This is a genomic window from Bradyrhizobium sp. MI1.4, assembly GCF_055811315.1.
Window position 1 is genome coordinate 25,861 of the sequence record NZ_JBVVPP010000029.1, and the last position, 21,319, is coordinate 47,179.

The 21,319-nt window shown below is 63.4% G+C and carries 18 protein-coding genes and 2 pseudogenes; 9 read left to right on the forward strand and 11 right to left on the reverse strand.

Annotated elements, in window-relative coordinates; translation table 11 throughout:
• Nucleotides 1-89: 89 nt before the first annotated feature.
• A complete protein-coding gene (locus AC0L23_RS25925; RefSeq protein WP_018460065.1) occupies nt 90-551 on the reverse strand; it encodes a GNAT family N-acetyltransferase in 462 nt (153 codons plus the stop codon).
• Nucleotides 552-1,053: 502 nt separating this feature from the next.
• Here AC0L23_RS25925 and AC0L23_RS25930 point away from each other — a divergent pair.
• Nucleotides 1,054-1,227: a hypothetical protein gene (locus tag AC0L23_RS25930; RefSeq protein WP_007604975.1), complete on the forward strand. Its 174-nt coding sequence runs from the start codon at nt 1,054-1,056 to the stop codon at nt 1,225-1,227.
• A gap of 14 nt (nt 1,228-1,241) precedes the next feature.
• On the forward strand, nt 1,242-1,451 hold the full coding sequence (locus AC0L23_RS25935; protein ID WP_085352004.1) for a hypothetical protein: 210 nt from the start codon (nt 1,242-1,244) through the stop codon (nt 1,449-1,451).
• 20 nt (nt 1,452-1,471) lie between these two features.
• On the opposite strand, the gene AC0L23_RS25940 is transcribed toward AC0L23_RS25935, so the two are convergent.
• A complete protein-coding gene (locus AC0L23_RS25940) occupies nt 1,472-1,810 on the reverse strand; it encodes a response regulator (RefSeq protein ID WP_018460063.1) in 339 nt (112 codons plus the stop codon).
• Between the two features lie 166 nt (nt 1,811-1,976).
• Between AC0L23_RS25940 and AC0L23_RS25945 the strand changes: the two genes are divergently transcribed.
• Nucleotides 1,977-2,750, forward strand: coding sequence for an SDR family NAD(P)-dependent oxidoreductase (locus AC0L23_RS25945; protein WP_085358556.1), 774 nt, complete (start codon nt 1,977-1,979; stop codon nt 2,748-2,750).
• A 268-nt stretch (nt 2,751-3,018) separates the two neighbouring features.
• On the opposite strand, the gene lepA is transcribed toward AC0L23_RS25945, so the two are convergent.
• Nucleotides 3,019-4,830, reverse strand: a complete 1,812-nt coding sequence (lepA, locus tag AC0L23_RS25950) for a translation elongation factor 4 (RefSeq protein WP_018460061.1) — start codon at nt 4,828-4,830, stop codon at nt 3,019-3,021.
• Nucleotides 4,831-4,956: 126 nt separating this feature from the next.
• Here lepA and AC0L23_RS25955 point away from each other — a divergent pair, with 126 nt between their 5' ends.
• On the forward strand, nt 4,957-6,582 hold the full coding sequence (locus AC0L23_RS25955; protein WP_085358558.1) for a glycosyltransferase family 39 protein: 1,626 nt from the start codon (nt 4,957-4,959) through the stop codon (nt 6,580-6,582).
• A gap of 15 nt (nt 6,583-6,597) precedes the next feature.
• On the opposite strand, the gene AC0L23_RS25960 is transcribed toward AC0L23_RS25955, so the two are convergent.
• From AC0L23_RS25960 to AC0L23_RS25980, 5 genes are all read right to left on the reverse strand, one after another.
• Entirely contained in the window at nt 6,598-6,915 is a 318-nt protein-coding gene (locus AC0L23_RS25960) for an HPr family phosphocarrier protein (RefSeq protein WP_018460059.1), read from the reverse strand.
• Nucleotides 6,912-7,313 carry a PTS sugar transporter subunit IIA gene (locus AC0L23_RS25965; RefSeq protein WP_007597752.1) on the reverse strand — a complete coding sequence of 134 codons (402 nt, stop codon included), beginning with the start codon at nt 7,311-7,313 and terminating at the stop codon, nt 6,912-6,914. The genes AC0L23_RS25960 and AC0L23_RS25965 overlap by 4 nt, the downstream gene beginning before the upstream one ends.
• A 133-nt stretch (nt 7,314-7,446) precedes the next feature.
• Nucleotides 7,447-7,971, reverse strand: coding sequence for an HPr kinase/phosphorylase (locus AC0L23_RS25970; protein ID WP_018460057.1), 525 nt, complete (start codon nt 7,969-7,971; stop codon nt 7,447-7,449).
• A complete protein-coding gene (locus AC0L23_RS25975) occupies nt 7,968-9,773 on the reverse strand; it encodes a sensor histidine kinase (protein ID WP_162496303.1) in 1,806 nt (601 codons plus the stop codon). The genes AC0L23_RS25970 and AC0L23_RS25975 overlap by 4 nt, the downstream gene beginning before the upstream one ends.
• A 116-nt stretch (nt 9,774-9,889) precedes the next feature.
• The gene (locus tag AC0L23_RS25980) at nt 9,890-10,591 is read right to left on the reverse strand and encodes a response regulator transcription factor (RefSeq protein WP_007597749.1); all 702 of its coding nucleotides are present in this window, start codon (nt 10,589-10,591) and stop codon (nt 9,890-9,892) included.
• Between the two features lie 242 nt (nt 10,592-10,833).
• On the opposite strand from AC0L23_RS25980, the gene AC0L23_RS25985 reads away from it, so the two are divergent.
• The 3 genes and pseudogenes from AC0L23_RS25985 (at nt 10,834) to AC0L23_RS25995 (ending at nt 16,157) form a co-directional block, all read left to right on the forward strand.
• A complete protein-coding gene (locus AC0L23_RS25985) occupies nt 10,834-11,583 on the forward strand; it encodes a HugZ family pyridoxamine 5'-phosphate oxidase (protein ID WP_085352003.1) in 750 nt (249 codons plus the stop codon).
• A gap of 63 nt (nt 11,584-11,646) precedes the next feature.
• Nucleotides 11,647-14,239 (forward strand): annotated as a pseudogene (locus AC0L23_RS25990) (CHAT domain-containing protein).
• Nucleotides 14,240-14,540: 301 nt separating this feature from the next.
• Complete coding sequence (locus tag AC0L23_RS25995; RefSeq protein WP_085358560.1) at nt 14,541-16,157, forward strand: phosphoenolpyruvate carboxykinase; 1,617 nt, start codon at nt 14,541-14,543, stop codon at nt 16,155-16,157.
• Between the two features lie 165 nt (nt 16,158-16,322).
• Here the strand turns inward: AC0L23_RS25995 and AC0L23_RS26000 are convergent, their stop codons facing one another.
• Nucleotides 16,323-17,138: an acyl-CoA thioesterase gene (locus tag AC0L23_RS26000; protein WP_085352000.1), complete on the reverse strand. Its 816-nt coding sequence runs from the start codon at nt 17,136-17,138 to the stop codon at nt 16,323-16,325.
• A 94-nt stretch (nt 17,139-17,232) separates the two neighbouring features.
• Nucleotides 17,233-19,749 (reverse strand): glycogen/starch/alpha-glucan phosphorylase, encoded by a 2,517-nt coding sequence (locus AC0L23_RS26005; protein WP_085384957.1) that lies wholly within the window; start codon nt 19,747-19,749, stop codon nt 17,233-17,235.
• 206 nt (nt 19,750-19,955) lie between these two features.
• On the opposite strand from AC0L23_RS26005, the gene AC0L23_RS26010 reads away from it, so the two are divergent.
• The gene (locus tag AC0L23_RS26010) at nt 19,956-20,213 is read left to right on the forward strand and encodes a hypothetical protein (protein WP_085358562.1); all 258 of its coding nucleotides are present in this window, start codon (nt 19,956-19,958) and stop codon (nt 20,211-20,213) included.
• 63 nt (nt 20,214-20,276) lie between these two features.
• On the opposite strand, the pseudogene AC0L23_RS26015 reads toward AC0L23_RS26010, so the two are convergent.
• Nucleotides 20,277-20,566, reverse strand: a pseudogene (locus AC0L23_RS26015) (GIY-YIG nuclease family protein).
• A gap of 187 nt (nt 20,567-20,753) precedes the next feature.
• Between AC0L23_RS26015 and AC0L23_RS26020 the strand changes: the two are divergent.
• Nucleotides 20,754-21,185, forward strand: a complete 432-nt coding sequence (locus AC0L23_RS26020) for a hypothetical protein (RefSeq protein WP_018460048.1) — start codon at nt 20,754-20,756, stop codon at nt 21,183-21,185.
• The last annotated feature ends 134 nt before the right edge of the window (nt 21,186-21,319 follow it).

Genomic DNA, 21,319 nt, shown 5'->3' on the forward strand with positions numbered 1-21,319 from the left:
TCCATCGCGAGTGCGAGAGGCACTATCGTGGCGGATTTGGCGGGGAGGATCAATGAGGGGCGATGGGTTTCGCAAGCGCCAAGCCCATCTTACGAGCTGCCATCGAGCAATCGCTCCATGACGATCGTGCGTTCGTCACCATGATAGCTGTCGCGCGCCGCCCTGAATCCAAGGCCGGCGTAGAAGGTTTCAGCGGTGATTGAGGAAGAAAGGGTCAGCGAAGGGATGTTGCGCTCGCGTGCGGTACGCTCGATCTCGGCCATCAGCAGCTTGCCGATGCCGCGGGCCTGAACGTGTGGAGCGACGAAGACAGTGCGGACGACGGACCCGTCGAGGCTCGCGGTCCCGACGATGCGGCTGCGGATGGTAGCGACAAAAACGGTGCGTTGTCCAATGAGCTGCCGCACAGCGTCCGGACTGAAGCCGCGCACGATCCTTTCGATGACCTCGTTCGGATAATCCTTCGCGTTGGTTTCCCGCAGAGCACGCACGATGACCGCGCTGATATGAGCGGCGTCATCTTCAAGTGCAGGACGGATTGTGCATTCCATGGGCCACTCCAGTTCGCGGCGTGAAAAGCACAAAGACCGCTCGCTATTGCAGTCCCAGACCGCTGCAGTACCACGCCATGTCTTCGTGTCTCCAGCCGCGCTTGACGCCTGATTCCTTGCATTCATTGTAGGTCTTGAAGTTAGCTCCGTTTCGGCAGCCTGACGGATAGCTCCCAAAGCCGCCACCCGAGGTGGAACATGCGACCGAACTGGCCGCCGTGGTCGGGGCGACAGTGGCTTTGGGTGCTGCGTTCGCTGATGTGATCGACAAAATCAGCAAGCCCCCTAACGCAAGAACCGACCCTTTCATTGCATTCTCCTGATTGGAACGATGCGTATACTATCTCAGGATGCATTATAGCTGGAGGCGCAACCTGAATGAAAGAGACCCGCGCTGCGGGCGCCCTCTGGTTTTCCATTCAACACCAAACCGGACAGCGTTGGTTCCTCTGAAGGAACGGTCAGGAGCTCAAGGCGTTTGAGGTAGCGAAAGGACACTTGCATGACCGAGAAATTCGATCCGGCACCGCCGGACAAGAACGCGGAAGATCTCAAGCGTGGCATCCGACGCGACAAGGCCAGGGACGACGAGCTGGACAAGGGCTTGAAGGACAGTTTCCCGGCGTCGGACCCGGTGAGCAGCACCCAGGCGTCCAAGGCAACACCGGACGCATGAAGGAGGGATAGACTATGGGCCTCGCAGCCTATGATATTGTTGGCAGGGACGGTGCCTGGCACGTCGACCACGATGGCGAAATCCGGAACACTTACCAGACCAAGGAAGCCGCTTTCGAGGCGGCTGTGGCCGCGGCATCGCTCGCCATGCGGCAGGGTCATTCCGTCCGGCTAACGGTGCCGGAGAGCGAGAACACCGTCGGCGCAGAAAATTCGGGCGGATGACCTTCGAGAGCATCCTGGTTCTACACGGCCGCCAGCAAATGGGCGGGCGCAAACGGCTTGCGCAAAAAGGTCGTGTTGGGCGGCAGCGGCGCCATCACCGTCCCGGACATCAGCACGATGTTGAGCCCCGGATGAGCACTGCGAGCGTATTCTGCGAGCTCAAGCCCGGTCATTCTCCCCGCGAGGTTGTGATCGGTGATGAGCGCCCGTAGCTCCGTGCCCGTCGACGCCACGATAAGCTCCGCGGCTTCCGCAGTGGCGCACTCGACGACTTCGAACCCTTCGTCCTTGAGAAGGTCGGACAGAACTTCGCGCTGGAGTGAGTCGTCCTCGACCAGCAGCATGACGAAATTCGACATGCGGTCATTCCCAACTTATCGGATGTTAATGCGCATCCCGGAAGATTGTTCGGTTGTGATGTCTTCGTTCGGCGCTCCTTGCGCCACGGCATGATCAGTCGAACATGTTGCATTCTCCTTGAGGTTTCGACGCAGGCGCCGAAGCGGGGATCGAACAGGAGCGGCAATGGCAATCGTCTTCATCACCGGCAGCACGGACGGTCTGGGCCGCGCAGCTGCCCAGTCTCTGCTCGAACAGGGCCACCAGGTCGTCCTGCACGCACGATCAGCGGAACGTGCGACCGCAATCTCCGAGCTTGAATCGCATTCCGCACGGGTCGTGATCGGCGATCTCAAGAGCGCCGCCCAGACGAGACACGTGGCAGATCAGGTCAACGCAATCGGACGAATGGACGCGGTCATCCACAACGCCGGGGTCTATACCGAGCGCAGCCGCGGCCCGACGCCCGAAGGCCACGCCACCACCCTGGCAATCAACACGCTCGCGCCCTATTTGCTCACCGCCCTGATGAAGCGCCCCGATCGGCTGGTGTATCTCAGCAGCGGACTACATCGCGGCGGAGAGGGATCGTTGAGCGATCTCGACTGGACGAGGCGAACCTGGGATCCGGCCAAGGCGTACGCGGAGAGCAAACTGCACATGGTCGCACTGGCCTTTGCCTTGGCGCGGCGTTGGCCGCAGGTGCTGAGCAACGCCGTCGATCCCGGCTGGGCGCGCACCAAAATGGGCGGTGCCGGCGCGCCGGTCGGCGTGGCCACCGGACAACGGACGCAGACCTGGCTGGCGGCGAGCGATGATCCCGCCGCCCTGGTCAGCGGTCGTTACTGGCATGACCTCCGGCAACAAGAGCCGGCGCACGAAGCAGTTGATCCCGATTTTCAGGAGCGGCTTCTGGACAGGCTGGGCGAGTTGACGGGAGTGATGCTTCCACCGGCGTAGAAGCAATTCGCCTGAAGCCCACATCTTCCCAAAGCGTCGGGAGGCCGATGCTGCCTCTCATGCGCACGGCATTGCCACGTGCTGCATGATGCCATCATGCCCCTGTTTTGCCCGACGAGTCAAACGAAATTCTGAAAATCAAAAGTTCAATCCGAACAAGCCCCTCGCTACTGTGCATGGGGTTGTTTTCGCGTTTTTTTGTTTTCGGTCCCGAAAAGCGCGGACCGGACCTGTCTCGCCGCGCTCGCGGCGGCCTAAAGCCGTCGCCTCAGCTGTCCACCTTCAACGCGGCGATGAAGGCTTCCTGCGGGATGTCGACCTTGCCGAACTGCCGCATCTTCTTCTTGCCTTCCTTCTGCTTCTCCAGAAGTTTGCGCTTACGCGTGATGTCGCCGCCGTAGCACTTTGCGGTGACGTCCTTGCGCAGCGCGCGCACCGTCTCTCGCGCGATCACCTTGCCGCCGATCGCCGCCTGGATCGGGATCTGGAACATGTGCGGCGGGATCAAATCCTTCATCTTCTCAACCATGGCGCGGCCGCGCCCCTCGGCGCGGGTGCGATGCACCAGCATCGAGAGTGCGTCGACCGGCTCGTTGTTGACCAGGATCTGCATCTTGACCAGATCGGCCGGCTTGTAGTCGGTGAGATGATAGTCGAACGAGGCGTAGCCCTTGGAGACCGACTTCAGGCGGTCGTAGAAGTCGAACACGACCTCGTTGAGCGGCAGATCGTATTTCACCATGGCGCGGGAGCCGACATAGGTCAGCTCCTTCTGCGAGCCGCGGCGGTCCTGGCACAGCTTCAGCACGCTGCCGAGATATTCGTCGGGGGTGAGGATCGTGGCCTCGATCCAGGGCTCCTGGATCTCCGCGATCTTGACCACATCAGGCATGTCGACGGGATTGTGAATCGAGATTTCCTGTCCGTCGGTCAGGCTCATCTTGTAGATCACGCTCGGCGCGGTCGCGATCAGGTTGAGATCGAATTCGCGCGACAGACGCTCCTGGATGATCTCCAGGTGCAACAGCCCGAGGAAGCCGCAGCGGAAGCCGAAGCCGAGTGCGGCCGAGGTCTCCATCTCGTAGGAGAAGCTGGCATCGTTGAGGCGCAGCTTGCCCATCGCCGCGCGCAAGGTCTCGAAGTCGTCGGCGTCGGCGGGGAACAGGCCGCAGAACACCACGGGAATGGCCGGCTTGAAGCCCGCCAGCATCTCGGTGACCGGCTTCTTGTCGTCGGTGATGGTATCGCCGACACGGGTGTCGGCCACTTCCTTGATCGCGGCGGTGATGAAGCCGATCTCGCCGGGGCCGAGCTCGTCGACCTGCGTCATCTTCGGGGTGAAGAAGCCGACGCGCTCGATGTCATAGGCCGCGCCCGTGCCCATCATGCGGACCCGGCTGCCCTTCTTCATGACGCCGTCGACGACGCGGATCAGCACCACCACGCCCAGATAGACGTCGTACCAGCTGTCGACCAGCAGCGCCTTCAGGGTCGCTTCGCGGTCGCCCTTCGGCGGCGGCAGGCGGGTGACGATCGCTTCCAGCACGTCGGGCACGCCGAGACCGGTCTTGGCCGAGATCATCACGGACTCGGACGCGTCGATGCCGATGACGTCCTCGATCTGTTGCTTGACCTTCTCCGGCTCTGCGGCGGGAAGATCGACCTTGTTCAGGACCGGAACGATCTCATGCCCCGCATCGAGCGCGTGGTAGACGTTGGCGAGCGTCTGCGCCTCGACGCCCTGGCTGGCGTCGACCACCAGCAGGGAACCCTCGCAGGCCGCCAGCGACCGCGAAACTTCGTAGGCGAAGTCGACATGGCCGGGCGTATCCATCAGGTTGAAGATGTAATCCTTGCCGTCCTTGGCGCGGTAGGCGAGGCGAACCGTCTGCGCCTTGATGGTGATGCCGCGCTCGCGCTCGATGTCCATGGAATCGAGCACCTGCTCCTTGCCCGCCATTTCCCGGTCGGTGAGGCCGCCGGTCATCTGGATCAGGCGGTCGGCCAGCGTCGATTTGCCATGGTCGATATGGGCGACGATGGAGAAATTGCGGATGTTGGAAATGGGGACGGTCGTCATGGGCGCGGGATACCACTCACATCCCCGTGCGGCAACCATATTGCTGTATTTTCAGGGCCTTTGTTCACGCCAAGCTGATTCCACGAAGGCCCGAAACGCGCTACGCAACGCCTGATGTCCAGGCCCATGACGACGACCTCGATCCCGTCTGCCCGAGCGCGCGCGAAGACCCGGGTGAGCTATGCCCGCTTTCGCGCCTGGCTGGTTGCCAGCGCGACCCGCCCCGAGGCGCGCCTCTGGCTGGTGATCCAGCTCGCCATCCTGCATGCGGTGCTCTGGACCTTCATCCTGATCAATCTCAAGGCAGCGCAGGACGTTCACATGGACGTCGCGGAAGCCTGGGGCTGGGGGCAGAAATTCCTCTGGGGCTATGGCAAGCACCCGCCGCTGTCGGGCTGGGTCGCCGGCCTCTGGTTCACAGTGTTCCCGCCGACGGACTGGGCGACCTATGCGCTGGCGATGGCGACCGTCGGCACCGGTATGGTGATCTGCTGGCTCATCGCGCTGCGCGTCGTGGATGCGCGGCGCGCGTTCCTGGTCGTGGTGATGGTCGCGCTCTACCCGATCTTCAATTTCAAGGGTTTCAAGTACAATCCCGACCTGCTCCAGCTCGTCACCTTGCCGCTCCTCGTGCTCGCTTATCTCAATGCGTTCGAGAAGCGGAGCTGGCAGTCCGGAGTGTTGCTCGGCCTTGCCGGCGCGCTGGCGCTGATGACCAAATACTGGGTGCTGACCATGATCGGCGCCATCGGGCTTGCCGCGCTGATCCATCCGGAGCGAATGAGATTCCTGTCGTCGCCGGCACCGTGGGTTGCGATCGCGACGATGGTGGTGGCGATGATCCCGCACATCGTGTGGCTGGCGGACGCGCATTTCGTGCCGCTGACCTATGCCGGCGATACCTACAGCCTCGAGGACAGCGGCCAGGTGCATCAGCTCGTGACCGGCTATGCCCTGCATAATGTCGCGCTGCTGGCATTGCCGGTGGCGCTGGCCGCGCTGGCGATGGCGCTGGTGCCACCTTGGTTCAGGCTGCTCCTGCGTGCGCCCTTGCGCATCGTCACGCGGGCCTGGGCGCGCGGCGCGAATTCCAGCGTGAACCTTTCGCAGGCGCGCAACGTCTGGCTCATTCAGATCATCGTCGCGGTCGGCCCCGCGCTCGGTGCGCTGGCCTTCAGCATCTACATGAAGACCGATTGGGGCATCTCGCTGTTCTTCCTGGTGCCCTTGGCGCTGGTCGCGATCCCGGCGTTGCGGGTGCAGAGCGCTGCGCTGTTCAACATTGTCGCGATCTGGCTCGTGCTCAGCGTTGCCACGCTCATTGCCTCGCCCTGGATCGCCGCCCGCGAGATGGCGGCCAATGCCGGCAATACGGCGACTTACGGCGCGCGCTCGGATCTCGCGCGCGAGCTGACGCAGGCTTGGCACGCGCGCTTCGCCTCGCACTGGGCGGTCGTCGCCGGCACCATGGAATCGATCCAGCCGATGGTGTTCTACAGCCCGGATCATCCGGCCGCGTTCACGCCGCTAGAGGCCTGGGGGTCCGGATTGATTTCGCCCGATGACGTCAAGCGATACGGCTTCATCGGCGTGTTCGACCCGGCCGATGGTCGCCTGCCGGCGTTCGAAAAATGGGTGTCCGAAGTTGCGCCGAAGGCCGAGCGCATCGTAATGACGACGCGCCGTTTCACTCACGGCAAAGCCGGTCCGTCGATGAGCTGGAACATCTACATCGCGCCGCCGGGGAATTGATCGAAGCGAATCCGCCTAAATCCCTTCCTCGTTGAATTTGCTTTCAACGAGTTCGGTGATCGCCGCGAGCGCGGCTTCGGCATCATCGCCGGACGCAGCGACCGTGATGGTGGTGCCGGGACCGGCGGCGAGCATCATCAGGCCCATGATCGAGGTGCCGCCGACGGTTTCGCCGCCGCGCGTCACCCAGACCTGCGCGCTGAAACGCTCGACGGCCTGGACGAACTTGGCGGAGGCCCGCGCGTGCAGGCCGCGCTTGTTGATGATCAGGAGGTCCTTGGAGATCGCGCCCGCGGGCACGCCCGTCCCGGCTTGCGGCGCCTCGTCGCTCATTTGCCGGCGAGGACGCGGCTGGCGATGGTGACGTATTTGCGGCCGGCTTCCTGGGCCATCGCGATCGCGTCGGGGAGCGGACGCTCCTCGCGCACCTTGGCGAGCTTCACCAGCATGGGAAGGTTGATGCCCGCGAGCACTTCGACCTTCGGCCGGCTCATGCAGGATATTGCCAAATTGGACGGCGTGCCGCCGAACATGTCCGTGAGGATCGCGACGCCGTCGCCGGAATCGACGCGGTTAACCGCCTCGATAATGTCGCTTCGACAGAGATCGGAATCATCTTCGGCGCCGATCGTGATCGCTTCGATTTGCTTTTGTGGGCCCATGACATGTTCAAGCGCTGCCTTGAATTCGTCGGCAAGGCGCCCGTGGGTCACAAGTACTAGACCAATCATCGGAAAACTCCTCGCGGGCGCTTTTGGTGCACCGCACGAACGCGCCACTTTGACCATCCAGAGCCCCCGCGCAAGAGGGGATGTTGCGTATCTCCCTGAATCTAGACGGATGGATAAGGGGAGCTGCGCCGGTCTATTCGGTCGCGAGTGTGGGGTTCATATGGTTACCATTTCCCTTCAAACAATCGCCTGAAGGGTTAACGGGAGATGAACTCTTGGTAGTGGTCAAGGCCGCGACAACCAGAGGAAGGGGCAAATAGTCGCGGCCGACTGGGATTCGTGGTATTTCGACACCTAAAATGGCTGTTTTCAGGGATTGGGCCGGCGGCAGCCGCTCCGCATCCGCGGCGTCCAGATCGACCACGAGGCCGACGGTCGCATGCTCCACAAAGTCGCAGCGGCGGATTCCCAGCCCCCGGATCTCGATCAGGCCGGCCAGAACCGGGGCGGGGCGGACCTCAATTTCGCGGCCGACTGTCGCCAGATGGACACGGTCATCACCGACCAGAACGGCCGTTTCGAGCACGCCGCTGCGTCCTGCCATGATCAAATCGAAGGCAAGGCGCGACTTGCCGGAGCCCGAGGGCCCGCGGATCAGCACCGCCAGATCTCCAACCTTGACCGCCGAGGCGTGAACGCTGGGCCCACCGTCGCTCATAGCGCCGGCAGCCTCACCACGAAACGCGCGCCGACAACACTGGGCGCGCCGTCCTCGTCCGCCGGGCCGAGGCGGTTCTCGGCCCAGATGCGTCCGCCATGCGCGTCGACGATCTGCTTGGAGATCGACAGGCCGAGGCCGGAGTTCTGGCCAAAGCCCTGATGAGGGCGGTCGGTGTAGAAGCGCTCGAAGATGCGCTCCAGCGCGTCGTCGCGGATTCCGGGGCCGTCGTCGTCGACCACGATCTCGATCTCTCCGCGTACGCGGCGGCAGGTGAGGCGCACCTTGTTGCCGGGCTCGGAGAAGGACTGTGCGTTCGAGAGCAGGTTGGAGACCACTTGTCCTAGCCGCGAATCGTGGCCGGTCACGGCGAAATTGTCGGTCGGGCTGCGGCCCTCGAAACGCATTTCGACCGCGACGTCATGGCCGAGCTTGGTTTCATTGGCGACGGAGACGAGCGTCGTCAGCAGGCGGCGCAGGTCGACCGGAATCGCATCCTGGCGCTGCAGTTCTGCATCGAGACGGCTGGCGTCGGAGATGTCCGAGATCAGCCGGTCGAGCCGCTTGACGTCATGCTCGATCACCTCGAGCAGGCGCGCGCGGCTGTTCTCGTTGCGCGCCAGCGGCAACGTCTCGACCGCGGAGCGCAACGAGGTCAACGGGTTCTTCAATTCGTGCGCGACGTCGGCGGCGAACATCTCGATCGCTTCGATGCGGCTGTAGAGTGCACTGGTCATGTCGCGCAGCGCACCGGAGAGATGGCCGATCTCGTCGCGACGACGGGTGAAGTCGGGAATTTCGACGCGGGTCCTGATCCGGCGGCGGATCAGCTCGGCGCTATCGGCGAGCCGGCGGACCGGACCTGCGATCGTGCTGGCGAGCAGCAGCGACAGCATGATCATGACCGCGGCGGCGACGCCGCCCACTTTGAGGATGGCGAGGCGCTCGGCGGTGACCATCTGGTCGATGTCGTCGCCCTGCGTCGACAGCATCAGCGCGCCATGGATGGCGCGCGAGCGCAGCACGGGGACCGCGACAGAGACGATCACCTCGCCGCGCGCATTGACCCGCACCATCGAGCGCTTCTGGCCCTGGAGCGCGTCGCCGACCTCCGCATAGCCATTGCCGTTCTCGGGGCCGAGCTCGCGATAGAGCGGCAGGTCGCCGCGATTGAGCCAAGTACGGACCGCGACCATGCCGCGTTCGACCATGCCAGGCTTCTCGGCGGACACTGACGGCAGGGGGAAGCGCACCACGGTATCGAGGCTGCGGCTATCGACCAGCAGGCTGCCGTTCGGGTCGTAGATGCGGGCGCGCGTCTTGGTCGGCGAGATCAGCGTGCGCAGCACCGGTGCCACGCGCTCCGGATTGATCGGAAAATCCAGCGGGGAATACTCGTCCGAGCCGCCATAGGTCTCGCCCGGCTTGAGGTCGAGCAACCGGTCGGGGTCGATGGTGATGGCGTTGGTCTGCACCGTCGCGGACGCCGCGATCGCGCCGGCGATGATTTCCGCCTGCACCAGCAGGCTCTGCGCGCGCGCGTCGATCAGGCCGGCGCGGAATTGCGACAGATAGAGGATGCTCGCCACCAGCGCGACCAGGCCGGCGAGGTTGAGCGAGACGATGCGGCGGGTCAGGCTCGAGAAGGACAGCGCGAAGAAGAACTGCCCGGCCCGCTTCAGCCAGTTCAGCGGACGCCAGCCCCGCACGGCCGGCTTGTCCTCGCTCAATTGATCCCGAGCGCCGTGGGCGGTGACGTCCTCGGCGTTCTGGTTCTCGTCAGGCTGCGTTCGGTCAAGCAATGCTCACGCCCGCGTTAGGACAGCTCGTGCGAAGGTCCCCGCATCCTAGAGCCATCCCGGTCCCGACGGAATCAGAACCGGCGATGCTCTCGGTCTTTCGTGGAGGCGCGCGCGCCTCAGGCTTCCTTGAAGCGGTAGCCGACGCCGTAGAGCGTCTCGATCATCTCGAACTCGTTGTCGACCACCTTGAACTTCTTGCGCAGCCGCTTGATGTGGCTGTCGATGGTGCGGTCGTCGACATAGACCTGGTCGTCATAGGCGGCATCCATCAGCGCGTTGCGGCTCTTCACCACGCCGGGCCGGGTCGCGAGCGCCTGCAGGATCAGGAATTCGGTGACGGTCAGCGTCACCGGCTCGTTTTTCCAGGTGCAGGTGTGCCGTTCAGGATCCATGCGCAGCAGGCCGCGGTCGAGCGCCTTGGCGTCGTTCTCCTTCGGCGTGACGGTCGGGTCCTTCGGCGCCGAACGGCGCAGCACCGCCTTGACGCGCTCGACCAGCAGGCGCTGCGAGAACGGTTTGCGGATGAAGTCGTCGGCGCCCATCTTGAGACCGAACAGCTCGTCGATCTCTTCGTCCTTCGAGGTCAGGAAGATCACCGGCAGGTCGGATTTCTGCCGCAGCCGGCGCAACGTCTCCATGCCATCCATGCGCGGCATCTTGATGTCGAGGATGGCAAGATCGGGCTGGGTGGTGCGGAAACCGTCGAGCGCTGAGGCGCCGTCGGTATAGGTCATGATGCGATAGCCTTCGGCCTCCAGCGCGATCGAGACGGATGTGAGAATGTTGCGGTCGTCGTCGACCAAAGCGATTGTGGGCATGAGCCTCTGCTTTCTGCTTTCCGTTTGGGTCGTGGCTTGAAAACGGCGAGCAATCCACTGATGCGCCGCATACATGGGTGCCGATGTTGGCATTCGAACCTTGTCACCGAGCAATGCAAGCTAGGCTGAAGTGTGACCGAGTTCCACGAAACACGGCAGATTCGCCGCATCTCGACCCATAACCGGGCCCCGGTTTACCCGAAAAAAGGCCCTCCATGCAACCACCTGACCCGAGAAAGCCGATGCAACCGCCCCCCGACTTCGACTCCGGAAAGCTCGCCAAATCGCTGCTGCGGCGCTCACGGCAGGGGGCCTTGGCGACATTGATGGCCGGCAGCGGCGATCCTTATTGTTCCCTGGTCAATTTGGCGAGCCATCCGGATGGCTCTCCGATCCTGCTGATCTCAGGATTGGCCGTGCACACCAGGAACATCCTCGCCGACAGCCGGGTGTCCTTGATGCTGGACGAGCGGGCGGCGGGCGATCCGCTGGAAGGTGCCCGGATCATGCTGTCCGGCCATGCCGAGCCGGCCGATGCCGACAAGGATCTGCTCCGGCGACGGTATCTCAATGCTCATCCCTCAGCGGGAGCCTTTGTTTCCTTTAAAGATTTCTCTTTCTTTCGGATCCGGCCTACGGGAACCCATCTGGTCGCCGGCTTCGGCCGGATCGTCGACCTCAAGCCGGAGCAATTCCTGACCGACCTCACGGGGGCCGAGGACTTGCTGACGGCGGAGGAGGGCGCGGTGGAGCACATGAATGCCGACCACCGCGAGGCCATGGGCCTCTATGCAACAAAACTGCTCGGTGCTGCCGCGGGCGACTGGCGCTGCACCGGCTGCGACCCGGAGGGCCTCGACATGCAGGACGGCCAGACCGTCTTGCGGCTAGATTTTCCGGAGCGGGTGGCTGATGGCACGGCGCTGCGCAAGATGCTGGTTCGCCTCGCCGGCGAAGCGCGCACCAGGATGAACCAGAGCGCAACACATTGAACGCTGCTGCCCATCGCCGCGACCCAAGTTCGTTACCGGTCAGAAGGCGGCGGCGAGAGCGTCATGGCAGAATGGAATAGACGGACGCTGGTTGCGGGTTTGACGCTCGCGATCACCGCATCGCTTGTCACGCCTAGCGTCGCCCAGAAAGGTCTCGCCGCGGAGAGCGCGCGGATCAACACCCTCATGAGCGCCGGCAGATATTCGGAAGCACTGCCTTTGCCGCAAGGTATGGTCGCGAACCTGGAGAAGAGCGACACAGGTCGCGAACTCGCCGCCGCGCTGAACAACCTCGGCCAGGTTCATGCCGGTCAGGGCCACGACGATCTGGCGGAGCCGCTCTACAAGCGCGCCATCATGCTGATGGAAAAGTCGCTCGGTCTCGAAACCCCGTTGATCGGAGCCGAACTGAGCAACCTCGCCGCGCTCTACCAGCGGCAGAGCCGCTACGCCGAGGCTGAGCCGCTGTTCAAGCGCGCGCTCGCCGTTCGCGAGAAGGGATTGTCGCGCGAGCATCCCGATGTCGGCCAGTCACTCAATAATCTCGCCACGCTCTATGTGAAGCAGCAGCACTATGCCGAAGCCGAGCCGCTGTTTCAGCGGGCGCTCGCGATCTACCAGAAGGCTGGCGGCTCCGAGCATCCGGCGGTGGCCACCGTCCTGAACAATCTCGGCCAGGTCTATCGCGATCTCAATCGCGATGCGGACGCGGAAGCGCCGATCAAGCGCTCGCTCGCGATCCGGGATAAGGTGCTGGGACCGGATCATCCCGACGTCGCCCGCTCGCTGAACAATCTCGCCGGCCTCTACGAGCACCAGCAGCGCTACGGTGACGCCGAGCCGCTCTATCGTCGCGCGCTGGTCATCCGCGAAAATGCACTCGGGCCCGATCATCCCGAGGTCATGACCTCGACCGGCAATCTGGCTTATTTCCTCTACGTGGCCGGGCGCGCCGCGGACGCATTGCCGTTCGCGGAAAGGACTCTTCGGGGCGATCGCGCCCAGTTGCGCATCGTCTTGCCGGTCCTGTTCGCCGCGCGCCAACAAGATCTGCTGTCCGGCGACAAGGCGCTCGACGAGGCCCTCGCCGCGATCCAGCGCGGCACGCAATCCTCCGCCGCATCCGCCGTGAACAAGCTCGCGGTTCGGCTTGCCGCCGGCAGCGACCGGCTCGCCGAGCTGGTGCGCCGGGATCAGGATCTCGCGGCTGAGCCAGAGGCACTCGACAAGGCGATCGTTGCCGCAGTGTCGAAGCAATCCGCGCAGCGCGATCTCGCAACCGAACAGCGCAGCCGCGCGCGGATTGCAATGATTGCCAACGAGCGTGCGGGCTTGCAGAAGACGCTCGCGGTCGAGTTTCCCGACTACGCGTCACTCTCCAATCCGCTGCCGTTGACGGCAAAGGACATCCGGCTGCTGCTGTCGGCCGACGAGGCGATGGTGCTCTATTCCGTCGTCGACAAGCAGAGCTATGTCATCGCGATCACGCGCGAGGGCGTCGACTGGAAGGCCATCCCACTCGGCGCGGATGCGCTGACGCAGAAGGTGACGGCATTCCGCAAGGGACTCGACGTCGGCAAAGCGCGCGACGCCTCCGGCAAATCCGGATTGTTCGATCTGGCGCTCGCCAACGAGCTCCATGTCGCGCTGCTCGGTCCGGTCGAGGCGTTGACAAAGCACAAGCACAGCCTGCTGGTGGTGCCGTCGGCTGCGCTGACCGCATTGCCGTTTCATCTGCTCGTCACGGAGAAGCCGCAGGCTGCGATCCCGGACACGCTCGAAGGCTATCGCGGCGCCGCCTGGCTGCTGCGGCGCCAGGCCGTCTCGGTGCTGCCGTCGGTGGGCAGTCTGAAATCGCTGCGGGCCTTCGCGCGTCGGGATCAAAGCGTGAAGCCGATGACCGGCTTCGGCGATCCCGTGTTCAATCCTGCACTGGAAGGGCCCGCCGAGCGGCGCGCCGCGAACGGCAAGGTCGCCGCGCGCAGCATCGCGACCATCGCCTATAGTGATTTCTGGCGCGGTGCCGGCGTCGATCGCGCGCGGCTTGCGCAGGCGCTGCCGCAACTGCCCGACACCGCCGATGAGTTGAACGCGGTGGCCAGGGATGTCGGGGCTTCCGAGGCCGACATTCATCTCGGCCGCGACGCCAGCGAGACGACGCTCAAGCGTGCAGCGCTTGCTCAATACGGCATCATCTACTTTGCCACCCACGGCCTCGTTGCCGGCGACATCAAGGGACTGGGTGAGCCCTCGCTCGCGCTCTCCATTCCCGATCAGCCCACTGAACTCGACGACGGTCTACTCACCGCGAGTGAAGTCGCTCAGCTCAAGCTCAATGCGGATTGGGTTGTGCTGTCGGCCTGCAACACCATCGCGGGCGACAAGCCCGGCGCCGAGGCCCTGTCGGGACTGGCGCGCTCGTTCTTCTACGCCGGTGCGCGCGCTCCTGGTCTCGCATTGGGCCGTGGATTCGGAAGCTGCCACCCGCCTGACCACGATGACTTTCGAGCTGCTCAAAAACGAACCACAAATCGGGCGTGCCGAAGCCTTGCGCCGCGCGATGTTAACCTACGTTGACGACACCTCGTCTCCGCGCAACGCCTATCCTGCGATGTGGGGGCCCTTCGCGCTCATCGGCGAAGGCGCGGTACGATAGGGTGGCCTTGGAATTTTCATCGAGACCGTCTTGGGCATTGTGCGTCGCAATAACCTTGTGAAACGCCGAAACGCGCATTTGGTTGCGCGATCATTGTTGATTTTTTGATGCGACTGCTCAGAGCTGACATGCGCGACGTTTGGCGCGGTCCTTGAATAAACCAAATCCGAAGGGATCAGCTTGGCAACGCCTGCGTTCATCAGTATTAGGTCGTTCCAACCGAGGCCGAACGGCCTGTAATCACGGTGACCGCGGCGGCGCCAAGCATGATCGCGCTGAGTGGGTTCTAGGAGGATTTTTCGTGCAAGAGACGGGCGTGCGCAACGGTGCCTTCGGCGCCGACAAATTCGGCTTAAAGAATCTCAAGCAGGTTCACTGGAACCTCGGTGCGCCGCAACTCTATCAATACGCGCTCTCCGCGGGCGAGGCGGTGCTGTCGGCCGATGGCGCGCTCTGCGCCGACACCGGCGAGTTCACCGGCCGCAGCCCCAAGGACAAATTCACGGTGCGTGACGCCACCACCGACAAGAAGATGTGGTGGGCCGGCAACCAGTCGATCACCGCAGAGCAGTTCGAGACGCTCTACCAGGACTTCCTCAAGCACGCCGAAGGCATGTCGCTGTTCGCACAGGACCTCTATGGCGGCGCCGATCCGGCTTATCGCATCAAGACCCGCGTCTTCACCGAGCTCGCCTGGCACTCGCTGTTCATCCGCACGCTGCTGATCCGTCCCGAGGCGATCGAGCTCTCGGCGTTCGTGCCCGAGCTCACCATCATCGACATGCCGAGCTTCCGCGCCGATCCGAAGCGCCATGGCTGCAAGTCGGAGAATGTCGTCGCGATCGATTTCGCCCGCAAGATCGTGCTGATCGGCGGGTCTTACTATGCCGGCGAGATGAAGAAGTCGGTCTTCACCACGCTGAACTACTATCTGCCCGAGCGCGGCGTGATGCCGATGCATTGCTCGGCCAATGTCGGCGCCAAGGGCGATGCGGCGATCTTCTTCGGCCTGTCCGGCACCGGCAAGACCACGCTGTCAGCCGATCCGAACCGCACGCTGATCGGCGATGACGAGCACGGCTGGGGCCCGAACGGCGTCTTCAACTTCGAAGGCGGCTGCTACGCCAAGTGCATCAAGCTGTCGCAGGAAGCCGAGCCCGAGATCTATGCCGCCTCGACCCGCTTCGGCGCGGTGCTCGAGAACTGCGTGTTGGACGAAGACACCCGCGTGGTCGATTTCGACGACGGCTCCAAGACCGAGAATACGCGCTCGGCCTATCCGCTCGAGTTCATCCCGAACGCCTCGCGCACCGGCCGCGCACCGCAGCCGAAGAACGTGGTGATGCTCGCCGCCGACTCCTTCGGCGTGCTGCCGCCGATCGCCAAGCTCTCGCCGGCGCAGGCGATGTATCACTTCCTGTCGGGCTACACCGCCAAGGTCGCTGGCACCGAGCGCGGTCTCGGCAATGAGCCGCAGCCGGAATTCTCGACCTGCTTCGGCTCGCCCTTCCTGCCGCTCGACCCCTCCGTCTACGGCAACATGCTGCGCGACCTGATCGCCCAGCACAATGTCGACTGCTGGCTGGTCAACACGGGATGGACCGGCGGCAAGTACGGTACCGGCTCGCGCATGCCGATCAAGGTGACGCGCGCGCTGCTGACCGCGGCCCTCGACGGCTCGCTTCGCAACGTCGAATTCCGCACCGATAAATATTTCGGCTTCGCGGTCCCGACCGCGCTGCCGGGCGTGCCGAGCGAGATCCTCAACCCGGTCAACACCTGGAAGGACAAGGACGAGTTCGACAAGACCGCCCGCGCGCTGGTCGGCATGTTCCAGAAGAACTTTGCCAAGTTCGAAGCCCAGGTCGACGCCGAGGTCCGCGCCGCTGCACCGGACGTGAAGCTCGCGGCGGAGTAAGCTTGCGTCGTTTGAAATTCGAAAGGGCGGCCGCGAGGCCGCCCTTTTGCTTTTCAAGATGTCTCTCCACCGTCATTGCGAGCGCAGCGAAGCAATCCAGAATCCCTCCGCGGAAACAGTCTGGATTGCTTCGCCGCGCTCGCAATGACGAACTTGCGGAAGCAGCTACGCCTTGAAATACGCGATCTGCGTGCTCGTCGCGAGCAGCCTTCCGTGGGGCGACCACAGCTCGGCGTTCTGGTCGGCGTAGCTCTTGTGCATGATCTTTGAATCTGCGGTCGCCAGCACGCGGGTGATGTCCTCGGCCGCGAGTTCTTCGCTGTCAGTGTGGAAATACGTCGTCAGCGACACCGTGCCAAACGGCACCAGCTCGCGCCGCGCGTGGAAGATGCGGCCGAAGAAGGCGTCCGACATCGACATCAGCGACGGCATGTCCAGCTTGCGCGGCTCGCGATCACTGATCCAGAGCTTTGAGTAAGTGCTGGCGAGTTCGGGCTTGGACGGGCCGATCCGCATCTCGCCCTCGACGAACCGGAATTCATACTGGTTGGCCCAGGACGCCGCGATCTTTGGGAACGGCATCGTCTCTTCGAACGGCTTTGCATCCGGATATTGCGCCACCCTGTGGTCCCAGGACGGCCGGCGTTCGGCGAACACCGCGGTGGCGAGGGTTGCGACCTCGCCGCCGCCTTGCGACAGTTCAACGCTCCAGTGCTGGCTGGAGCGGTTGGCCTTCACCAGTCGCACGTCGAGATCGAACGGCCCCTTGGCGATCGGCGCGCAGTAATTCACGGTGAGCGCCAGCGGATCGCCGGCACGTTCCGGATGCTCGATCAGCGCGCGCAAAATGGTCGCGGCCGTGACGCCGCCGAACGGGCCGACAAAGGCCCAGTAATCGTCGCTGGTGTGTCCCTGCCAGCTCGAGTCACCGGCGGTGACGCGGGTGGCGTCGTCGAAAGGGTGCGGGAGCTTGGCGTGCATTGCTTGATCCGGCGTTCAATGACGGACGTCATATCACGTCCGCCGCCGGCTTGTGCAATTACCTCGTGGGTAACCGATTTCACGTCGCGGAAATTCAGCCCGCGACGTCGCGCAGGGTCGGCAGCAGCGGCGTGGTGGGGTTGACCGGCACGTTCCAGATCTCCTCGGCGTATTCGCGAATGGTGCGGTCGGAGGAGAACCACGCCATGCGCGCGACGTTGAGGATCGAGGCGCGGGTCCAGGCCGGCGCCACCTGCCAGCGCGCATCGACGCTGCGCTGCGCCTCGTAATAAGAATCGAAGTCGGCGCTGACCATGTAATGGTCGAGATAGCGCAGCGCATGCGCGATCGATTCGAAGCGGCCGGGATCGCCGGGCGAGAATTCGCCGGCGCCGATCGCATTGATGGCGCGCTGGAGCTTCGGCGAATTGCGGATCACGTCCGAGGCGTCCAGCCCCTGCTTGCGCCGGATCATCACGTCACCGGCTTCCATGCCGAAGATCGCGATGTTCTCCGCGCCGACATGGTCGCGGATCTCGATGTTGGCGCCGTCGAGCGTGCCGATGGTGAGGGCGCCGTTCAGCGACAGTTTCATGTTGCCGGTGCCGGAGGCTTCCATGCCGGCTGTCGAGATCTGCTCGGAGAGGTCGGCAGCGGGAATGATCACTTCGGCAAGGCTGACATTGTAGTCGGGCAGGAACACGACCTTGAGCTTGCCGCCGATGGCGGGATCGTTGTTGACGACTTCCGCAACATCGTTGATGAGTTTGATGATCAGCTTGGCGTAGCGGTAGCTCGCCGCCGCCTTGCCCGCAAAGATCTTCACCCGCGGCACCCAGTTGCCGTTGGGGTCGTCCTTGATCGCCTGGTACAGCGCGACCGTCTCGATGACATTGAGAAGCTGGCGCTTGTATTCGTGGATGCGCTTGATCTGCACGTCGAACAGCGCGTTCGGGTCGACCTTGATGCCGAGGCGCTCGCCGATCAGGCGCGCCAGCGCCGTCTTGTTGTGAAGCTTGACTGCGCGGAACCTCTTCTGGAATTCGACGTCGCTGGCGCGGGCCTCGATCAGGCTGAGCTGCGTCGGATCATCGAGCACGGCGTCGCCACAGGTCTCGCGCAACAGATCGGTCAGTTTCGGGTTCGCCAGCATCAGCCAGCGGCGGAAGGTGATGCCGTTGGTCTTGTTGGTGATGCGGCCGGGGTAGAGATGGTTGAGGTCGTGGAACACGGTCTCCCGCATCAGGTCCGAATGCATCGCCGAGACGCCGTTGATGCGGTGGGAGCCGACGAAGGCGAGCTGGCCCATGCGCACGCGCCGGCCGCTCCGCTCGTCGATCAGCGACACCGAGGCGCGGAAGTCGATGTCGCCGGGGGCGCGCGCCTCTGCGAGCGCGAGATGCTGCACGTTGATGCGGTAGATGATCTCGAGATGCCGCGGCAACAGCCGTTCGAACAGCTCGACCGGCCAGGTCTCCAGCGCCTCAGGCAGCAGCGTGTGGTTGGTGTAGGACAGCGTGGCGACCGTGATCTTCCAGGCCTCGTCCCAGCGGAAATTGTGGTCGTCGATCAGGATCCGCATCAGCTCGGTGACGGCCAGGCTCGGATGGGTGTCGTTGAGCTGCACCGCGACCTTGCTCGACAGGCTGCGAAGCTGGCCGTCCGACGCAAGGTGCCGCTTGATCAGGTCCTGCAGCGAAGCCGAGACGAAGAAATATTCCTGGCGCAGGCGCAGCTCGCGGCCCGCCGGGCTCTCGTCGTTCGGGTAGAGGAATTTACAGATCGCTTCCGCGCGCGACTGCTCGGCGCTGGCGCTGACATAGTCGCCGGTGTTGAAGGCATCGAGCTTCAACGGATCGGGCGAGCGTGCCGACCACAGCCGCAGCGCGTTGACGTGCTGGCCGCGCCAGCCGACGATCGGCGTGTCATAGGCCATCGCCTGCACGGTCTCGGACGGATGCCAGATCGCGCGATCGCGGCCCTTGTCTTCGACATGCTCGACACCGCCGCCGAAGCGAATGTCATAGATCACTTCGGGCCGCTGCAATTCCCAAGGGTTGCCGAAGCCGAGCCATTCGTCCGGATATTCCTGCTGCCAGCCCTGATTGATGATCTGACGGAACAGGCCGTAATCATAACGGATGCCGTAGCCGATCGCAGGGATCGACAGCGTCGCCATGCTTTCCATGAAGCAGGCGGCGAGACGGCCCAGGCCGCCATTGCCGAGCGCCGCGTCCGGCTCGCATTTGCGCAGCTCAGGCAAGGAAACGCCGAGATCGCCGAGCGCGACCTCGAAGATCTTCAATAGCCCCATATTGTTCAGCGCGTCGCTGAAGAGGCGGCCGATCAGGAATTCGAGCGAGAGATAATAGACCCGCTTGCGCCCCGCATCGTAGCTGTGCTTCTCGGCCGTGAGCCAGCGATGCACGATGCGATCGCGCAGCGCCAGCGCCGCGGCCTGGTACCAGTCGTGCTTGGTGGCCATGCCCGCATCCTTGCCGATGGCAAGGCGCAGCTTCGCCAGGATCGCGCCCTTGATCTCAGCCAGAGCGAGTTCGTCGATGGGCTGGTTGGGGGCGGAGAAATTGGGCTGGAACGATGAATCTTGCAAAGTCGTCACTTCCTGGTCGCGAGAACACTACTGACCCTACGCATCTTGCCTCTGTACGGAACCATTGCTGGTGCGACCGTGCACTGCGTTTGGCGTAAAATTATGCAAGGAACGGGCCGATTTGGGAACCCGGACGCATACGGGGAAACGTGGATTTGGTGCTAGAATGGCGGCCAATTCAGCCATCAGTGTGGAGGAGGCGCCCGATGAACTCTCTGATGAGACCTGTGACGCGACGGCTGATCGAAATCGCCGCCGCCACCTTCCTCGTCGTCTGCATCACCGCGTCCAGCGCCGCCTTCGCCGCCGGCAAGATCGGCCGCGGCGCCGACGGCCTGAGCTGCGCCGTCACGCTTCCGCAAAACGCATCCTCCGCCGCCCGCTGCGCCGCCATCAAGCGCCAATGCGGCGGCAAATTTTACGCAAGCGCGTGCGGGGATAAGTTGATGTCAGCGGCGAATTGAGCAGGGGCTGGTGCAACGAAGAAGGTGTCGTCCTGGCGGAAGCTAGGACCCATTACCCGCCTGTCAGATGAGGCCTGACCGATCATTCCAATCGGGATTTCTTCCTCGATCAGCTTGATCTTCCAGTCCCGCTTCCAGAACTTGAGCTGCTTCTCGCGCGCGATCGCCTCCTGCAGTGTTGCGTAGGCTTCGACATGAACGAGGCGGAAGATTTTATACTTGTGCACGAACTTCGAGCCGCGACCCGAACGATGTAGCTCAAGCCGCGCGCGGACGTCGTTGGTGATTCCGATATAGATCGTGTCGTGATGGCGGCTTGCGAGAATGTAGACGAAGTAGCTGCTCGTGCTCATGGCCCAACCCGCAAAAGCAACACTGACCGGGTAATGGGTCCTGGCTTTCGCCAGGACGACGCTCTCCAACAATCGCGCCTAACATCAGAACAAATTAAGAACACTTTAGCAAGTCTTTGATATATCATTGTGATTCGGCGTGTTGCCGACACCATATCTAGCGTCTGCCAGACTTCGCGAGGACTACATGTCCACCATTGCCTTCGATCAATTTGCCCTCACCAGGATCGCCGATTTCGCGCGCTCGCTGTCGCGGCTGCATCAGGCGGCGCGGCGCCACGCGGTCGACGACGACCAGTTCGACCGCGAGTTCAACGCGGTGTGCCAGTCGATCTGGGGCTACACCATCGACGACGTCAGCGACGATCTGTTTTCGGCGCAGGACCATCTGTTCCTCGACACGCTTGACGAAGCGCATGCGCGCATCTTCGCCGCCGAGCAGGGTTATGATCTCGTCGACGACCAAGGCATGCTCACCGACTGGTGGGGTTTTTGCTGGATGATTTTAGCCGAGAAGCGCGGCCTGCTCACGGCAGACAACCGCGCCGCCGCGCGCGCGGCGATCGAGGAGAAATATCTGGCGGCGCCGAACGTGATCGGCGTGATCATCGGACGGTGACCCACCATCCTCCGTCATTGCGAGGAGCCTCTTGCGACGAAGCAATCCAGAGTGCCTCCACGGAGCCAGACTGGATTGCTTCGCTTCCGCCTTCGCTCTTCGAGCTTCGGCGGACAAGTCGCTCGCAATGACGG

Coding starts and splice junctions, on each gene's coding strand:
- AC0L23_RS25925 (WP_018460065.1), bottom strand. CDS start 551: ATGGAATGCACAATCCGTCCTGCACTTGAAGATGACGCCGCTCATATC.
- AC0L23_RS25930 (WP_007604975.1), top strand. CDS start 1,054: ATGACCGAGAAATTCGATCCGGCACCGCCGGACAAGAACGCGGAAGAT.
- AC0L23_RS25935 (WP_085352004.1), top strand. CDS start 1,242: ATGGGCCTCGCAGCCTATGATATTGTTGGCAGGGACGGTGCCTGGCAC.
- AC0L23_RS25940 (WP_018460063.1), bottom strand. CDS start 1,810: ATGTCGAATTTCGTCATGCTGCTGGTCGAGGACGACTCACTCCAGCGC.
- AC0L23_RS25945 (WP_085358556.1), top strand. CDS start 1,977: ATGGCAATCGTCTTCATCACCGGCAGCACGGACGGTCTGGGCCGCGCA.
- lepA (WP_018460061.1), bottom strand. CDS start 4,830: ATGACGACCGTCCCCATTTCCAACATCCGCAATTTCTCCATCGTCGCC.
- AC0L23_RS25955 (WP_085358558.1), top strand. CDS start 4,957: ATGACGACGACCTCGATCCCGTCTGCCCGAGCGCGCGCGAAGACCCGG.
- AC0L23_RS25960 (WP_018460059.1), bottom strand. CDS start 6,915: ATGAGCGACGAGGCGCCGCAAGCCGGGACGGGCGTGCCCGCGGGCGCG.
- AC0L23_RS25965 (WP_007597752.1), bottom strand. CDS start 7,313: ATGATTGGTCTAGTACTTGTGACCCACGGGCGCCTTGCCGACGAATTC.
- AC0L23_RS25970 (WP_018460057.1), bottom strand. CDS start 7,971: ATGAGCGACGGTGGGCCCAGCGTTCACGCCTCGGCGGTCAAGGTTGGA.
- AC0L23_RS25980 (WP_007597749.1), bottom strand. CDS start 10,591: ATGCCCACAATCGCTTTGGTCGACGACGACCGCAACATTCTCACATCC.
- AC0L23_RS25985 (WP_085352003.1), top strand. CDS start 10,834: ATGCAACCGCCCCCCGACTTCGACTCCGGAAAGCTCGCCAAATCGCTG.
- AC0L23_RS26000 (WP_085352000.1), bottom strand. CDS start 17,138: ATGCACGCCAAGCTCCCGCACCCTTTCGACGACGCCACCCGCGTCACC.
- AC0L23_RS26010 (WP_085358562.1), top strand. CDS start 19,956: ATGAACTCTCTGATGAGACCTGTGACGCGACGGCTGATCGAAATCGCC.
- AC0L23_RS26020 (WP_018460048.1), top strand. CDS start 20,754: ATGTCCACCATTGCCTTCGATCAATTTGCCCTCACCAGGATCGCCGAT.